The 13,584-nt window shown below is 49.0% G+C and carries 14 protein-coding genes and 1 tRNA gene; 5 read left to right on the top strand and 10 right to left on the bottom strand.

Translation table 11 applies throughout. The annotated features are described in order from the left end of the window. Positions 1-652: 652 nt before the first annotated feature. The 5 genes from JWZ98_RS09915 to JWZ98_RS09895 all read right to left on the bottom strand — a co-directional run bounded on the left by JWZ98_RS09915 (position 653) and on the right by JWZ98_RS09895 (position 4,545). Positions 653-937 (bottom strand): hypothetical protein, encoded by a 285-nt coding sequence (locus tag JWZ98_RS09915; RefSeq protein WP_205454151.1) that lies wholly within the window; start codon positions 935-937, stop codon positions 653-655. A gap of 364 nt (positions 938-1,301) precedes the next feature. Continuing rightward, a complete protein-coding gene (locus JWZ98_RS09910; RefSeq protein ID WP_205454150.1) occupies positions 1,302-2,162 on the bottom strand; it encodes a PEP-CTERM sorting domain-containing protein in 861 nt (286 codons plus the stop codon). 154 nt (positions 2,163-2,316) lie between these two features. Then, positions 2,317-2,394, bottom strand: a tRNA-Met gene (locus JWZ98_RS09905). Positions 2,395-2,446: 52 nt separating this feature from the next. Beyond that, a complete protein-coding gene (ychF, locus tag JWZ98_RS09900; RefSeq protein WP_205454149.1) occupies positions 2,447-3,538 on the bottom strand; it encodes a redox-regulated ATPase YchF in 1,092 nt (363 codons plus the stop codon). A 140-nt stretch (positions 3,539-3,678) separates the two neighbouring features. Then, positions 3,679-4,545: a hypothetical protein gene (locus tag JWZ98_RS09895; protein WP_192395307.1), complete on the bottom strand. Its 867-nt coding sequence runs from the start codon at positions 4,543-4,545 to the stop codon at positions 3,679-3,681. A 277-nt stretch (positions 4,546-4,822) separates the two neighbouring features. Here JWZ98_RS09895 and JWZ98_RS09890 point away from each other — a divergent pair, with 277 nt between their 5' ends. Continuing rightward, positions 4,823-5,263 (top strand): sel1 repeat family protein, encoded by a 441-nt coding sequence (locus tag JWZ98_RS09890; protein WP_240348294.1) that lies wholly within the window; start codon positions 4,823-4,825, stop codon positions 5,261-5,263. Positions 5,264-5,538: 275 nt separating this feature from the next. Here the strand turns inward: JWZ98_RS09890 and JWZ98_RS09885 are convergent, their stop codons facing one another. The 3 genes from JWZ98_RS09885 to JWZ98_RS09875 are packed head-to-tail and all read right to left on the bottom strand — an operon-like array spanning position 5,539 to position 8,014. Beyond that, positions 5,539-6,738 carry a sensor domain-containing diguanylate cyclase gene (locus tag JWZ98_RS09885; protein WP_205454147.1) on the bottom strand — a complete coding sequence of 400 codons (1,200 nt, stop codon included), beginning with the start codon at positions 6,736-6,738 and terminating at the stop codon, positions 5,539-5,541. Next, a complete protein-coding gene (locus tag JWZ98_RS09880) occupies positions 6,738-7,640 on the bottom strand; it encodes an HDOD domain-containing protein (protein ID WP_205454146.1) in 903 nt (300 codons plus the stop codon). Before JWZ98_RS09880 ends, JWZ98_RS09885 begins: the two co-directional genes overlap by 1 nt. Then, on the bottom strand, positions 7,607-8,014 hold the full coding sequence (locus JWZ98_RS09875) for a protein YgfX (protein ID WP_205454145.1): 408 nt from the start codon (positions 8,012-8,014) through the stop codon (positions 7,607-7,609). The genes JWZ98_RS09880 and JWZ98_RS09875 overlap by 34 nt, the downstream gene beginning before the upstream one ends. 101 nt (positions 8,015-8,115) lie before the next feature. On the opposite strand from JWZ98_RS09875, the gene JWZ98_RS09870 reads away from it, so the two are divergent. From JWZ98_RS09870 to JWZ98_RS09855, 4 genes are all read left to right on the top strand, one after another. Further along, positions 8,116-9,069, top strand: coding sequence for a folate-binding protein YgfZ (locus JWZ98_RS09870; protein ID WP_205454144.1), 954 nt, complete (start codon positions 8,116-8,118; stop codon positions 9,067-9,069). Between the two features lie 14 nt (positions 9,070-9,083). Continuing rightward, a complete protein-coding gene (locus JWZ98_RS09865) occupies positions 9,084-9,926 on the top strand; it encodes an HDOD domain-containing protein (protein WP_020481918.1) in 843 nt (280 codons plus the stop codon). 13 nt (positions 9,927-9,939) lie between these two features. Further along, positions 9,940-10,914, top strand: a complete 975-nt coding sequence (locus tag JWZ98_RS09860) for a COX15/CtaA family protein (RefSeq protein ID WP_205454143.1) — start codon at positions 9,940-9,942, stop codon at positions 10,912-10,914. Positions 10,915-11,035: 121 nt separating this feature from the next. Further along, positions 11,036-12,784 carry a DEAD/DEAH box helicase gene (locus JWZ98_RS09855; protein WP_171695049.1) on the top strand — a complete coding sequence of 583 codons (1,749 nt, stop codon included), beginning with the start codon at positions 11,036-11,038 and terminating at the stop codon, positions 12,782-12,784. Between the two features lie 201 nt (positions 12,785-12,985). Here the strand turns inward: JWZ98_RS09855 and JWZ98_RS09850 are convergent, their stop codons facing one another. Continuing rightward, a complete protein-coding gene (locus JWZ98_RS09850) occupies positions 12,986-13,168 on the bottom strand; it encodes a YbdD/YjiX family protein (RefSeq protein ID WP_205454142.1) in 183 nt (60 codons plus the stop codon). Positions 13,169-13,179: 11 nt separating this feature from the next. Beyond that, positions 13,180-13,494, bottom strand: coding sequence for a PilZ domain-containing protein (locus JWZ98_RS09845; protein WP_240348293.1), 315 nt, complete (start codon positions 13,492-13,494; stop codon positions 13,180-13,182). Positions 13,495-13,584 lie beyond the last annotated feature (90 nt).

The raw sequence follows: 13,584 nt of genomic DNA, 5'->3' as shown, positions 1-13,584 counted from the left end.
AACCAGTAGCTTGATCACGGCAGGAACATTGCCTTAGTGTTGCCAAATCCAAGGCATAAACTATCGGCTTTGAAACTCGAAATATCGCCATGATGACCATGCCAAAGCCCCGCACACCGCCGCCGCCTCGACCAGGCTGGCATTACGATACCTACTTCCTGGCGCAGTTGGCCAAGGCTAAGGAACAAAAGCTGTTGCAGTGATGGGCTGAGGCGTCGCGCCTCATCACCGGCCAAATCGGAACCAGGAGTTCCGATTTGCCAGTCCTTCAAACACCGCTCGCTCCGCGAATTTACTGGGCTGAGCGGTTTTGTATCATCCGCATTGATACAGTTGCATAGAAACTGCCGGAATTCCGGTTATTGCCCTGATTTCAAATCAGGCCTTGATGGGTGAAGGAAAATTCTCCCTCTCCTGCTTCTGTTGCGGAAGTAATGTCGCAAGCGATCCAAGTCATTGAAACAATTGAATTCGACCAAATTGGACGGATGCCGTCGGTATTGCCGACTCCAAGGGGTTGCGTACAAAGCAGACCCTTTGATTGTATTCAACTCGCCACCACCTTGCGACATTGAAAGGGTCCGATTTTAATTCGTACCCTTTCACATCTGAACGCGATAGCGTAAATCCGCTATCGGTCTTGAAATATGGTTCAGCGCCAATGAATTCCGATAATTCGTCGGAATTGCACCACATCAGTAACGCCAGAAGATGATCCAAATTTGGATGATATTGATAATAAAGGGATTTCAATTGCATTTGATGAAGCAGAAAATACAGAGGCGGTTCTGGATAGCTCCATCGCCGCCTCTGAATCGACATCGATCCCAGCAGCCAAAGCTGGGGTTGCCGACAGTTTGATTGTAATCCAAAACTTGAGCGATACAATCTGCCACAAAAAGCAAAGGCCACGACGAATCGCAGCCTTTTCTTGCAACTACTTCCAACGACCGGGGAACTAATCCTTCCGGTTTAGCCAGTTGCCAACTTAAAAAAATTGTACCATCAAAAATTCATCACCCATAAAAAAACCGGCAAAGCCCACCGTATAGGGCTTGCCGGTCTATGCGTCCTTGCAATTTTCATGAGCTGACAAGATGCCGGCCTGATCATTTGGGAGAACGGGCCGGCTGCGCTAAGCTCGCCAACCTAACGCAAGGCCAGTATATCGGCTCGGCTTGGCTGGATCGGGGTGAGTTTTCTTGATTGAAACATCCATCATCGGTGGAAGTTGGGATCCCGGCAATGGCGGGGATTTTTCCGGCATCTGCGGATGAGGAATATTGGCAGTTGGTGGACAATTAGTGTTCTCGCCGGAGGCGGAAATAGGAACTGTCGGATAAGCTAGTCACAGACCTGCCCTTCGAGCCTCGATTGAACGCCAGCAAGCCAAAGCCAGTTAGAAATAGCCAAATAATGCTCGGCTCCGGGACGGTAACTGCTGCTACGTCGCCGTCGCGGACTGCCCAGGCATAATATTTACCATCCATGCTGCTCGAACCCTGGTCTCCATCCATCGTTCCAAAATTCCAAGCAGCAAAAGGGTCCCGCGTAAAGGGAGTGCCGTACCAATAAACAAAGGCTTCAAGATTTATAACCGGCACTACATTTTTTGCTAACCCAAAGCCGTATGTGCCGTTTCCCTGGACGCCATAATCAGATTGATACTCTCCGCCCACTCCAAAAAAACCTTTTAGCCCTAGATTGCTATAAAACATGTAGGATAGCTCTGAAGTTGGACTGGTAATGTTGAAACCAGCATCAGATGAACCACTTACTGAATAGTTGTAATTGAAGCTAATTCCATTGGACGGATTGATTACAGGAAGACGCCAGTCGTTATAGCCGTTGAAATTTTGGCTATTCAGATAGGCAACCCAACTTTGAGCACCCCACCAGCTCATTATGCCTAATGTCGTATTAAAATCCGACTCTGAAATAAAACTGCCAATAACACTTGCGGACTTGATTTCTGTTATTAGATTTGGATTTGCAACCACCTGCGTGCGAAAAAAACTGGCATCTTGAAGCCAAGTTACATTAAGTCTATCGTCGTACAACAGTCCACCGCCCCTGTCGTACAAAGCGGCGCTAGACGATCCGGCAAACCCGATGCTGAGAACCAGAGTAGAGGCTAATGCAGCTCGACTGAAATTGGACATCCCTTTGCCTTTTTGGTTTTCTGAATTAATTGTTAATCGATTAACACCCCTCAATTTATTGAGGATTGTCGAGAATTGCTATCTCTTACTGTGACGTGAGTGTGACGTAGGCATAAAAAAAGGACCGGGCAAATGCCTAAGTCCTTGTTTTAAATGGTGGCGATACCGGGGATCGAACCTGGAACCTCGGGGTTATGAATCCCGCGCTCTAACCGGATTGAGCTATATCGCCACTGGGAACAGCTTTGAAAAGACGCGCATTATAGGGCGCGTCTTTTCTATTGTCAAACATTGAAACGAAAGTGCATCACGTCACCATCCTGAACTTTATACTCCTTGCCTTCCAACCGCCATTTACCGGCATCTTTGGCACCTTGTTCGCCGCTATAAGCTATAAAATCCGCATACGAGACCACTTCGGCGCGGATGAAACCTTTTTCGAAATCGGAATGGATCACGCCCGCCGCCTGCGGCGCGGTCGCATTGACCGGAATCGTCCAAGCCCTGACCTCCTTGACGCCAGCAGTGAAATACGTCGAGAGATTCAAGAGCTCGTAGCCGGCACGCACCACCCTATTCAAGCCCGGCTCTTCCAAACCCAAGTCTTCGAGAAATTCTTTCTTTTCGTCTTCATCGAGTTGCACGATTTCGGCCTCTATAGCCGCACAGACAGCGACAACCTTTGAGCCTTCTTTTTCGGCAAACGCTTTGACTTTATCCAACATCGGATTGTTCTCAAAACCGTCGTCTTGAACGTTGGCAACATATAGAGTCGGCTTGATGGTGATCAGACACAATTCCTTGATAAGCTTGGCCTCGTCCTCGGTCAAGCCTAAAGTACGCACGGCTTCGCCGGCATTGAGGTGATCCAGCACCCGTTCCAGAACGTCTTTTCTCGCCAGTTCGTCCTTATTGCCAGACTTTGACGCTTTTGCGGCTTTTTGCAACGCTCTCTCGACGGAAGACATGTCGGCCAGAGCCAATTCGGTATTGATAACTTCGATATCGTTAATCGGATCGACCTTGCCGGCAACATGAATCACATTGTCGTCTTCAAAACAGCGCACGACATGGACAATGGCATCGGTCTCGCGAATATTCCCCAGAAATTGGTTGCCCAGACCTTCGCCTTTCGAGGCACCCGCCACCAGACCGGCTATATCGACAAACTCAATCGTGGTGGGCAACACCCGTTCCGGTTTAACGATTTCCGCGAGTTTGTCCATGCGCGGATCGGGAACCGGGACGACGCCGACGTTAGGATCGATAGTGCAGAAAGGATAATTTTCGGCGGCGATAGTCGCTTTAGTAAGCGCGTTGAACAAAGTTGATTTACCGACGTTGGGCAGCCCAACGATTCCGCAGTGTAGTGCCATGAATTTTATACAGAAGGATAGTTTAACGGGAGCCGGATGAACCGGAAGAGTGCGGGCGCGATTATACAGGGAATTTAAGAATACGGCCGTGCCGATGCGAGAAGTAGCGCATCGCTTGCGAGCGATGCGCTATCGTTTGGTTATTTGACTTGCAAAACGCCGCCTTGACCGCTGCCGCCACCGCCTTGCACTTCTTGAGCCTTATAATTTCTAAGCGACTGGACCATATTGTTATAAGCATCAAAAAAGGCTGCCGCTGTCGCTATGCCTTCCGGGGTTCTGCTGTACATACCTATGCTGCCGCCCGCCGCGCCGGCAAAAAGTCCGCCCCAACCGCCGAACGCGCCGCCGCCGGAAGTACTCATATTGTTAGCGGTGGCACTGCCTTGGGAAATGGCAATTTGCACCGTTGAACGAATATCGGTCAGGGTAAGCGCCACATCGGTGGTTCGAGTTTCCACGGCATGCGAAACTGCGCCGGCAATGGCGCCTAGACCGCCCAATCCGGCAGCGCCTAATCCGGCACCGATTAATCCGGCACCGATAGAGCCCTGTTGTCCGCCTGTCGATTCGTTAGCGACGATAATCTGCGGATCGAGTAGATAGTCAGCCGCAACACGTTGGCCTTTGTGTTGTTTTGAACCTGAGCGGTATTCTCCGGAGTTTCTTTGTTGATCGGTGATTCTATCCAGCATGGCACTGGTGCTCATATTGCCAATGCCGGTAATAATAAAACAATTGGATTGCTGTACCGCCAAGCGAATTAACGGATCAACTGTGGTAACCCCTGACGCCCCCGAAAAACGCCCGTCGCTGACAGCCAAGGTACCCAATGGGCTGGCACAACGCTCCAACGACTTATTGGCGTTGACGCTGGTCGCGCCGCCGGCAGAACCAGAAACTAAATTTGAACTACCACCTGTCTGCAAGCCAGGCTGTTGCGCGCAGCCGGCAAAAGCAAAAACAGAGACTAGTAATGATAAATCTCGAATTGATTTAACGCTCATCCAAAAAACTCCAAAAAATTGCCATTCAGTTAATGGTGCCTAGCAAACTAAAAAATTCGAGCGATAATAGACCAAAACTTATAAAAAGAAAAAGGAAATACTCATGCATTCAAAAAAGCCTTTTTTGTCAACGCTATTTGTTTTATTCGTAGCGTTTGGCCTTGTCGCCTGTACACATCAAGAAAAACAAGTTAAGTCGGACACCATTAGAATTTGCGACGAAAATGGATGCGCGGACCGCCCGAAAGACTATGCCTCTTTTCAACCGGAGCCGGCGATGTCCGCCGAAGACAGCGCCAAAATCAAAGCACTTGAAGAACTGGCCGCAAACGATCCGCGCGCCGCTTACGATTTGGCGCTACGATTCTTTAGAGCGGACGGCGTTCGTCAAGATACTTACAAGTCGATCAAATGGATGCGCGAAGCCGCCGAGAAAGGCAACTTCGATGCTCAAAAAGCACTGGGTAGAGTCTATCTGACTGGTCTTGGTGAAATGGGGTCCGATCCGGGCGAGGCTGAAAAATGGTTGTCCATTACTGCCAGTAAAGGCGACAAAGAAGCAAGCAGCTTACTTAAAGAAGCCGTACAAGCGCGCCAATCGGAGCAAGCCGATTACCAATGGCGGAGACGATGGCAACAGATTTTTTATAACAATTGGTATTCCGGCTATCGCTACAATTGGTACTGGGGAACAGGACGCTGGTATTTGTATTATTAACCCGACCCTTAAATGCCGTTCGCCTAAATGTCCTTGAGGGTACTGAACCCGTTGACAGTCACACCAGCTGGGGCTTCGACCAGCTCAGCCCGGACGGAATAACCGTTAATAAACAGGGCCGGTTTAATAACCTAACTAGACTAAGAATCCGTAATTACCTAAAAATCAACTATCGGACTGACAGACACTCCTGATGTCATACTGAGAGGGAAATTCAAATATTTTTAGTCACAACTTAAGGTTATGACTATCCCAAAGAACCATCCCAAATACTCTTACAACTGATCCGAGCAGGCTTCGCCGAATACTATCGTCTTATCTCGGCCGCTGGCTTTAGCTTGATACAACGCAGCATCGGCGTAATTAATCATTTGATCAATGTCTGGCGCTTGTTCGGATTGAATTAAATCGCTATTCAAGCAATATATGCCAATACTCAGGGTCAAATTAACCACCTCTTGATTGATAGACCATTCCAGGGTTTTGATTTCCTGACGAATGCGCTCCGCAAATGTTTTACCGCTATCGCAGCGGGTATTGGTAAAAATCGCTACAAACTCTTCGCCACCAAAACGTACCAGAATATCGGTATTACGCACTTGCCGCTTTAACGCTTTAGCGACACCGGTCAGCACTTGATCGCCGAACAAATGCCCGAAGCGATCATTAATGACTTTGAAATGATCAATGTCCATCACCAGCAAACAAAAACCGGTTTTGTAGCGCTTATGGTGAGCGATAACGACTTCGATTTGGTCATAAAAAAACCGCCGATTATGCAGGCCTGTTAACTGGTCATGCATGGACATACTGGCAAAATGATCTTTAAGTTGATTGGTTTCGGCGACCAAGCTCTCCAACTCAGCCGTCCTGGAAGCAATTTGCTGTTCCATATGCTGAACCAGGCGCCTAGTAGTAATCAACTGACCAAGAATGTTTTTATAAACTTCCAACAAACGGATATGCCAATCGTTGAAATAATAGGCTTGCGGATGCGATACGTTTAAAACGCCAATCAGGGTGCGATTGAAAGTAAATACCGGCACACTGATAATTGAACCGGGCGATTGCTTCGAGTTTCCGGTTTTTTCGAATCGTTTATCTTCGTGGCAATTTTGACAATGCTGCAAAACACCGGTCGCCGCGGCAGCGCCAATCAAGCCATCCCCTACTCTAAAGCGCAAAGGGCTATCCATATTTACTTCAGGAGCGCCAAGCTCGCCCACACTAATGCCGGCAACATTGCTTAATAAGCCTTCGCTATCCACGATAAAAAAAGAGCAACGCTCCATATCTTGATATTGGATAAGGCTTGCCAAAGCTTGTCTGATAAGGGTTTTTTCATCATCGACTTGACAATCGATTTCGGATAACTGTTTCACTGCAGACAGCGCATTCACAAGATCTATCAGCAAATCCTGCACGCCGAAACCTGCCAGTTTCACATCTTGACTGTTTGCGCTAGGCTGGTTCATCAATTCCCCATGATGGCAGCAAGTTTTTGCATAGCCGGCTGATTTTCTGCCAGTTGTTCAGCAAGCTCTTGTATATTGTCCAACGGCAACTTAATCTTCCGGCATTCCGATTCAAACTCTTGCAGATTAATCGACTCCCCTGAAATCACGGTTACGCTTAAGCGCTCGCAAAGCCTCATTAAAATCAGCAAGGGCAGCTCTATACCTTCAAAATCCTTATTTTCATAATTGTCTAATAGCACTTGGTACAAAACCGGCAAATGCCATTTACGTAATAAAAAATGACCGATTTGATAATGGCTCTGCCCCATTTGTCGAGAAATTCCCTGACGCACAGGCAAACCCGTTTTTTTGCATTCGACAAACACTTCATGCAGCTCTTCTGGCTGCAAATAGCCGAGCACCAATATGCCGATATTAAGAAGTAATCCACCGGAATAAATTGTAGATGGCGTAAATGCTCGCAATTGCGGAATTTCGATCGCCAGTTTTTGCGCGGATACCGCGGTGGTTAATGAGCGTATCCAAAAATACTCGGCGTCGAAACCTTGGCATTTGCGCGTATCAAATTGGACATTAAAAATAATTGCCTGTGCCAGAGCCTTCACCAAATCCAAACCCAAGACCTGAAAAATAGCGGTGCGAATATCTGAGACATTTCTGCTACGGGCGAAATAGGCCGAATTTGCCAATCCAAGCAATCTAGCAACTAAACCAGGCGATAACGATAAGGCATCCGCCAACTTTTCTATGGGTATGTCCGGCGTGTTGATGACATCCAGAATTCGCAGACTTGCCTCTGGCAAAACCGGCAAGTTTTTCAGCGAACCGATTTGCAGTTCAATTGTTTGCTTCACACCGGCATTCATCAACCATGACCATAACCTGAAATCATTAAACAAACCGAGAGTTTGCGGTAATCGTCGTTACTCATTGCATCTTTTGGAATTATCATCGATTGACACCTCCCTTCATCGTGCACCCAATGCAGCGCGATCAGTAATCCACTTACCACAGTTGACGCTTGAATCTCGATAGAACTGTAGTGGTCGCCCGTTCCAAGCAGCGACCATCCATACTGAGGAGTATAGCGCAGATAAGTAACATCAATTTTGCCGAATGCCATATTGTTTCGCCAGCTTAGTAATACCAGCATCGTCAGCAAATATTTGTATGGCAAAGGTAGCGCATTTAGCCAACATGCCGCCAGCGCCGCGCTGTGAATAGCGCTAACAACGAATCTCAGCGCCCTCGAGCGCTCCACTTTAAAATTCATGCTCTGTTCAAGATTTTTCGACACAATCGCCGCACCTTTTTCGAGCTAAGGTAAACTACCCTGCTAAATTATGTTCATGTATTCCTACAAACGTTGCCGCCATGCTTGAAGACCGCACAGATCACACAAACGCTTTTAGCGAACCCAATGCACTTGCTTTACCCAAAAAAATTTTCGCGTCCACCGGTCTGAGCCTTATAGAAGTTATCGGTCAGGATGCCGCAAAACTGTTACAAGGCCAGCTGACGTGCAATATTAACGATTTATCGGCATCGCAAGCCAGTATAGCCGGATTCTGTAACGCCAAGGGCCGAGTCATCAGTACACTGTTGGTAGTTAAATCGCCAGCGTCTTTTTACCTGATATTGCCTGCGGATTTGCTCGACACGGTGTTAAAAAAATTGCGGATGTACATATTGCGTGCCGATGCAACATTGCAGGATCAAACTGGAAACATGCGTATTTTGGGCATATCGGGTTTTGCGCCTGAGATAGACGCTCCGACAGGCAATTTCGCTGTAGGGCAAATACCGGTAACGACCATTAAACTACCTGGCGCCGCGCGTTATTTGACACTGGGTACACCTGATCAGATCGATGAATTTGCCGGATTACTCAGTAGCCGCTACGAATTCGAGTACGGCTGTCTGGACGAGTGGCGTTATCAAGACATCTCCACTGCCCTACCCTGGTTCGATATTAACCAATCGGAACAGCACATACCGCAGATGTTGGGTATTGACCAACTTGGCGGCATCAGTTTTAGTAAAGGCTGCTACACAGGCCAAGAAATCGTGGCTCGCAGCCACTATCTGGGCAAAGTTAAACGCGCGCTGTTTATCGCTGAATTTGAGCCATCAGCCCGCGGCGTGGTTAATGGCTGCAAGGTGTTGGATGGTATCTCTCAGCAAAGCATGGGGTGCGTATTGGCTAACTCGGTCTGGTCCGGAATAATCCGGGCGCTGGTGGTCTTGCAAATAGTTGATGGACTGCCAAAAAACCTTATACTTGATGACGACTATCGGACGCCAATCGCGATAATTTCGGATCAATAGCGGAAATTCAATCCATGCAATTCAAATCTGTTCAAGACTTTTTAGTCCATGTGCAAGCGGAACTAGACGCCAACCGATTAATCCTGCCTACCTTGCCGGATGTCGCCATCAAAGTCCGCGACGCTGTCAGTAAAGGCGATGCCACCGCGCAAAGCCTGGCCGAGATCATCGCAACCGACGCCGCCATTTCCGCCCGTTTGATACAAGTGGCCAACAGCCCTCTTTATCGCGGCACCATGGAAATCAAAAATATCCAAATGGCCGTAACCCGGCTCGGCAACAACACCATCCGCACGCTGATTACCAGCTTGATCATGCAGCAAATGTTCACGCCTACCACGGCGCTACTGGAAGGCTATTTCCGCAGCACCTGGGAGCAAGGCGTGAACGTCTCAGCGATCAGTCGCGCGTTGGCCGCATTCGTACCGCATTTAAACGCCGATGAAGCCATGCTGGCCGGGCTGATCCATCAAATCGGTAAATTACCAATATTGACACTGGTCGAGAAAATTCCGGAATTTAGAGACAGCCCATCCCGATTAGACAAGCTGCTGGAGAAAGCCCACCCGCATGTCGGCAAACTGATCATGAACACCTGGAATTTCCCGGAAGAACTTAAATTGGTGCCTTCCGAATATGTGGATTTTCAGCGCGACTCAGGCTCCAAAGCTGATTACGTCGATTTAGTGCAAGTCGCTTTTCTGCAAAGCATAGCCGGCACCGATCATCCCGCCTGCCGCGTCGATTGGAACACCGTACCCGCCTTTGTGAAACTGGGCATACAGCCCGATACAGAAATTTTGGAAATTGAAGGGGTCTCGGAAGAGATCGAACTCGCGCATTCAATGTTCCTTTGAGAATTCACAACACATGATAGACGCCCAAGACGCCACCCGTTTTCGCCGCTTAGGCACCCTTACCATCTTTGCCGTGTATTTCGTGATCTTGGTTGGCGGCATCGTCCGCGCCTCAGGAGCCGGTATGGGCTGCCCGGATTGGCCCACCTGCTTCGGGCAATGGGTGCCACCGACCCACGAATCACAACTGCCTGCCAATTATCACGAAATTTATGCGGCGCGCGGCTATGAAAGCACCACCTTCAATCCGTTAAAAACCTGGACCGAATATACCAATCGCCTGGTCGGCGTGACGATTGGTTTTCTGATTTTTCTTACCGCCTGGACTTCCAGGGTTTATCTGAAAGCCGACAAAGCCATCTTTTATTTAGCGTTATCGGTATTTTTGCTGGTCGGATTTCAGGGGTGGCTGGGTTCGGCCGTGGTAGCGAGTAACTTAAAGCCCTTGATGATAACGCTGCACATGTTGTTGGCCTTATTTATCGTCGCGCTGCTCATATACGCGATTGCCAGATCGCAAAAACCCCTACTGCAAGCCATCGACAGCCATTGGCTAACGCCGCGATTTGCTTTGGTTTTAAAAATTGCCATGGCAATGACTTTGCTGCAAGTAGCAATGGGCACCCAAGTCAGGGAAGCGGTCGATTACATTGCTCATGAGCACAGCTATATCGACAGGCAATATTGGCGCGATAGTTTTCCGATCGTTTTTTATATTCACCGGTCTTTTTCGTCGATCATTTTGTTCACCAACCTCTGGCTGGCCTGGCAAATTTATCAACAAGCCGACAAACAGAGCCTGCTGTTGCGCACTGCTTATCTTCTAGTGGGATTGATCGTTACCGCCATTTTGGCTGGCGTCAGCCTGGACAGATTGGGATTTCCCGCCGTCGCTCAACCGGTACATTTGTTGATGGCGAATCTGATTTTCGGCGCGCAATTTTTCATCTTTATTTGCTTAAATTACTCGTCCGGAAAAGCAAACTGAACAAGCCAGGATTTTACGGTAATTATCAATAAGTTAAGCAATATCAGACTAAGTTGCGATACAATGCCGGGCATAGCTAGCCCATGGCCGGCAACTCTCTTTTTTTCTACAGGTATTATTAATGTCCGACGCCCCTTCCTCCGCCACGCCTTCCTTTAAAGATTTATCGCTTTCAGACACCATTTTAAAAGCGCTGGAAAGTGTCGGTTACGAAACGCCTTCTCCGATTCAAGCACAGATTATTCCGTTCGTCATGGCTGGTCGCGACGTGTTGGGCCAAGCCCAAACCGGTACCGGTAAAACCGCTGCATTCGCCTTACCGATTTTGTCGCGTATTAATCTCAACCAAAAAGACCCGCAAGCCTTGGTGCTAGCCCCTACCCGCGAATTAGCGATACAGGTTGCCGAGGCCTTCCAAAGTTATGCCGCCCATATCAAAGGCTTTCACGTCTTGCCAATCTACGGCGGCCAGGATTACACCAGCCAGCTACGCCAATTGAATCGCGGTGCGCATGTCGTGGTGGGTACACCGGGACGGGTCATGGACCACATGCGTCGCGGCACGCTAAAACTGGATCAGCTTTCTACCCTGGTCCTGGACGAAGCCGACGAAATGTTACGGATGGGCTTTATCGATGACGTGGAATGGATTCTGGAGCAAACCCCATCGACGCGCCAAACCGCGCTGTTCTCGGCCACCATGCCAACCGAAATTCGCAAAATTGCGCAGAAATACCTGAACAACCCCGAACAAGTCACCATCAAGGTTAAAACCGCCACCGCCGCCAATATTCGCCAACGCTACTGGTTTGTCAGCGGTGTGCACAAAATGGATGCGCTGACCCGTATTCTGGAAGCGGAAAACTTCGACGGCATGATTATCTTCGTCAGAACCAAAACCGCTACCATCGAAGTCGCGGAAAAATTGGAAGCGCGTGGTTTTTCCGCCTCGGCGATTAACGGCGACATGTCGCAAGCCTTGCGTGAGCGGGCTATTGATAATCTGAAAAGCGGCAAACTGGATATTCTGATTGCCACAGACGTTGCGGCCCGCGGCCTGGACGTTGATCGTATTACCCATGTCGTCAACTATGACATCCCTTACGACACCGAATCTTATATCCATCGTATCGGCCGTACCGGTCGTGCCGGCCGCACCGGCGACGCGATTTTGTTTGTCTCGCCGCGCGAAAAACGCCTGCTGGCCAATATCGAGCAAGCTACGAAACAAAAAGTCGAAGAAATGCAACTGCCTTCCACCGACTTTATCAACAACGCCCGCATCAACCGTTTCAAACAGCGGATTACCGATACGCTGGCCGGCGAGGAACTCAGCTTTTACAACCAATTAATCAACCAATATCAGGTTGAGCATAATGTCCCGGCACTTGACATTGCAGCGGCGTTAGCCAAGTTATTGCAAGGCGATACGCCTTTGCTGATGAAAGAGCCCAGCAAAAAACCACGCAAAGACGCCGAGGAAAAAGGCCGTTCCGACCGCAATGATCGTAACGACCGCGGCCCAAGAAGGGAAAAAGGTCGCGTCGGCGCGGTAGAAATGGAAACCTTCCGCATCGAAGTAGGCCATGCCGACGGCGTGAAACCCGGCAATATCGTCGGGGCTATCGCCAACGAAACCGGTATAGACGGCGATCATATCGCCCGCATCAAAATCGAGGAGCACTACAGCACCGTAGAACTGCCCGCCGGCATGCCCAAAGATTTGTTCCAGGCCCTGAAAAAAGTCCGGGTAGTCGGTAAACCTTTGGATATTTCCAAATTCGACCCGGCTTTGGTGAAAAAAGACAAAAGCAAAAAACGGGTCGGCTCACCATCAAGACGCGGCAAAAATAAAGACCAAGCCGAATAATCGTCCCCTCGGAATGGACTACAAAGGCTTAGGTTGGAAAACCTAAGCCTTTTTTATTGCCTTGCGGCTTGCAATGCCAAACTTGCGCCGTACACAAGTTCATCGAATTGCACCGGCTCTCTGAGACTGGACTATTTGAATGGAATAGTGAACTGCGGTTGGAATACTTTTTAGCACCAGCAACTCGAGCAACAATAAAACTCAGCAACACCGCTTGATGCCATTCCATTTGCGCTGCGTTTCAGCCGCAAAAAATCCTTTTCGACTTAACGGCGGAAACTGCCCGGCGTGATGCGCTTGCCAATGCAGCAAATAACGCTCATAAGCGGCATCACCATTGAGGTGGCCCCAGAATGACCGCACACACCGTATCAATCTGCTCATAGGGGTCTCGATTAATCTTTACGCTGCGGTGCCAGCTTAACGCATTCGAACATCAGATCGTCGAATTCGTCCTCGCTGTGCTTGCTCGGACTATATTGCAAACCGCATTCGCGATCTTCGCGGATATGCTTGATGTTACCGTGTATAGACATCGCCACCCGCGACTCCGGCAGTATGATGGAAATCCGCAATTCCGCCTCGTCCACTGCTTGACCCAGAGGTTCTTTCAAGCGAATTTTTATGCCGCTGTAACTCATATCGACAACTTGGCCGTCAATGATGATCTCGCCGCCGGGCGGTGGCGGTTCGATAATGATGTGCGCCACGAGTCCTTCCGGGTTAAAACGTATTCTGCTACGGTTTTCATTCTCCACTGCAATGCTCCATATTTTGATCCTGAGAGTATAGGCAGAAAC

This window comes from Methylomonas sp. EFPC1 (genome assembly GCF_016925515.1).
Taxonomy (GTDB): Bacteria; Pseudomonadota; Gammaproteobacteria; order Methylococcales; family Methylomonadaceae; genus Methylomonas; species Methylomonas defluvii.
The sequence above is the reverse complement of the archived record's forward strand: the minus strand, read 5'-3'. Positions and strand labels throughout refer to the sequence as shown.

Bases quoted from the DNA above. Each gene is read 5' to 3' on its own strand.
- JWZ98_RS09890 (WP_240348294.1), top strand. From the start codon at position 4,823: ATGTCCGCCGAAGACAGCGCCAAAATCAAAGCACTTGAAGAACTGGCC.
- JWZ98_RS09875 (WP_205454145.1), bottom strand. From the start codon at position 8,014: ATGAATTTTAAAGTGGAGCGCTCGAGGGCGCTGAGATTCGTTGTTAGC.
- JWZ98_RS09870 (WP_205454144.1), top strand. From the start codon at position 8,116: ATGCTTGAAGACCGCACAGATCACACAAACGCTTTTAGCGAACCCAAT.
- JWZ98_RS09865 (WP_020481918.1), top strand. From the start codon at position 9,084: ATGCAATTCAAATCTGTTCAAGACTTTTTAGTCCATGTGCAAGCGGAA.
- JWZ98_RS09910 (WP_205454150.1), bottom strand. From the start codon at position 2,162: ATGTCCAATTTCAGTCGAGCTGCATTAGCCTCTACTCTGGTTCTCAGC.
- JWZ98_RS09850 (WP_205454142.1), bottom strand. From the start codon at position 13,168: ATGAGCAGATTGATACGGTGTGTGCGGTCATTCTGGGGCCACCTCAAT.
- ychF (WP_205454149.1), bottom strand. From the start codon at position 3,538: ATGGCACTACACTGCGGAATCGTTGGGCTGCCCAACGTCGGTAAATCA.
- JWZ98_RS09895 (WP_192395307.1), bottom strand. From the start codon at position 4,545: ATGAGCGTTAAATCAATTCGAGATTTATCATTACTAGTCTCTGTTTTT.
- JWZ98_RS09860 (WP_205454143.1), top strand. From the start codon at position 9,940: ATGATAGACGCCCAAGACGCCACCCGTTTTCGCCGCTTAGGCACCCTT.
- JWZ98_RS09885 (WP_205454147.1), bottom strand. From the start codon at position 6,738: ATGAACCAGCCTAGCGCAAACAGTCAAGATGTGAAACTGGCAGGTTTC.
- JWZ98_RS09855 (WP_171695049.1), top strand. From the start codon at position 11,036: ATGTCCGACGCCCCTTCCTCCGCCACGCCTTCCTTTAAAGATTTATCG.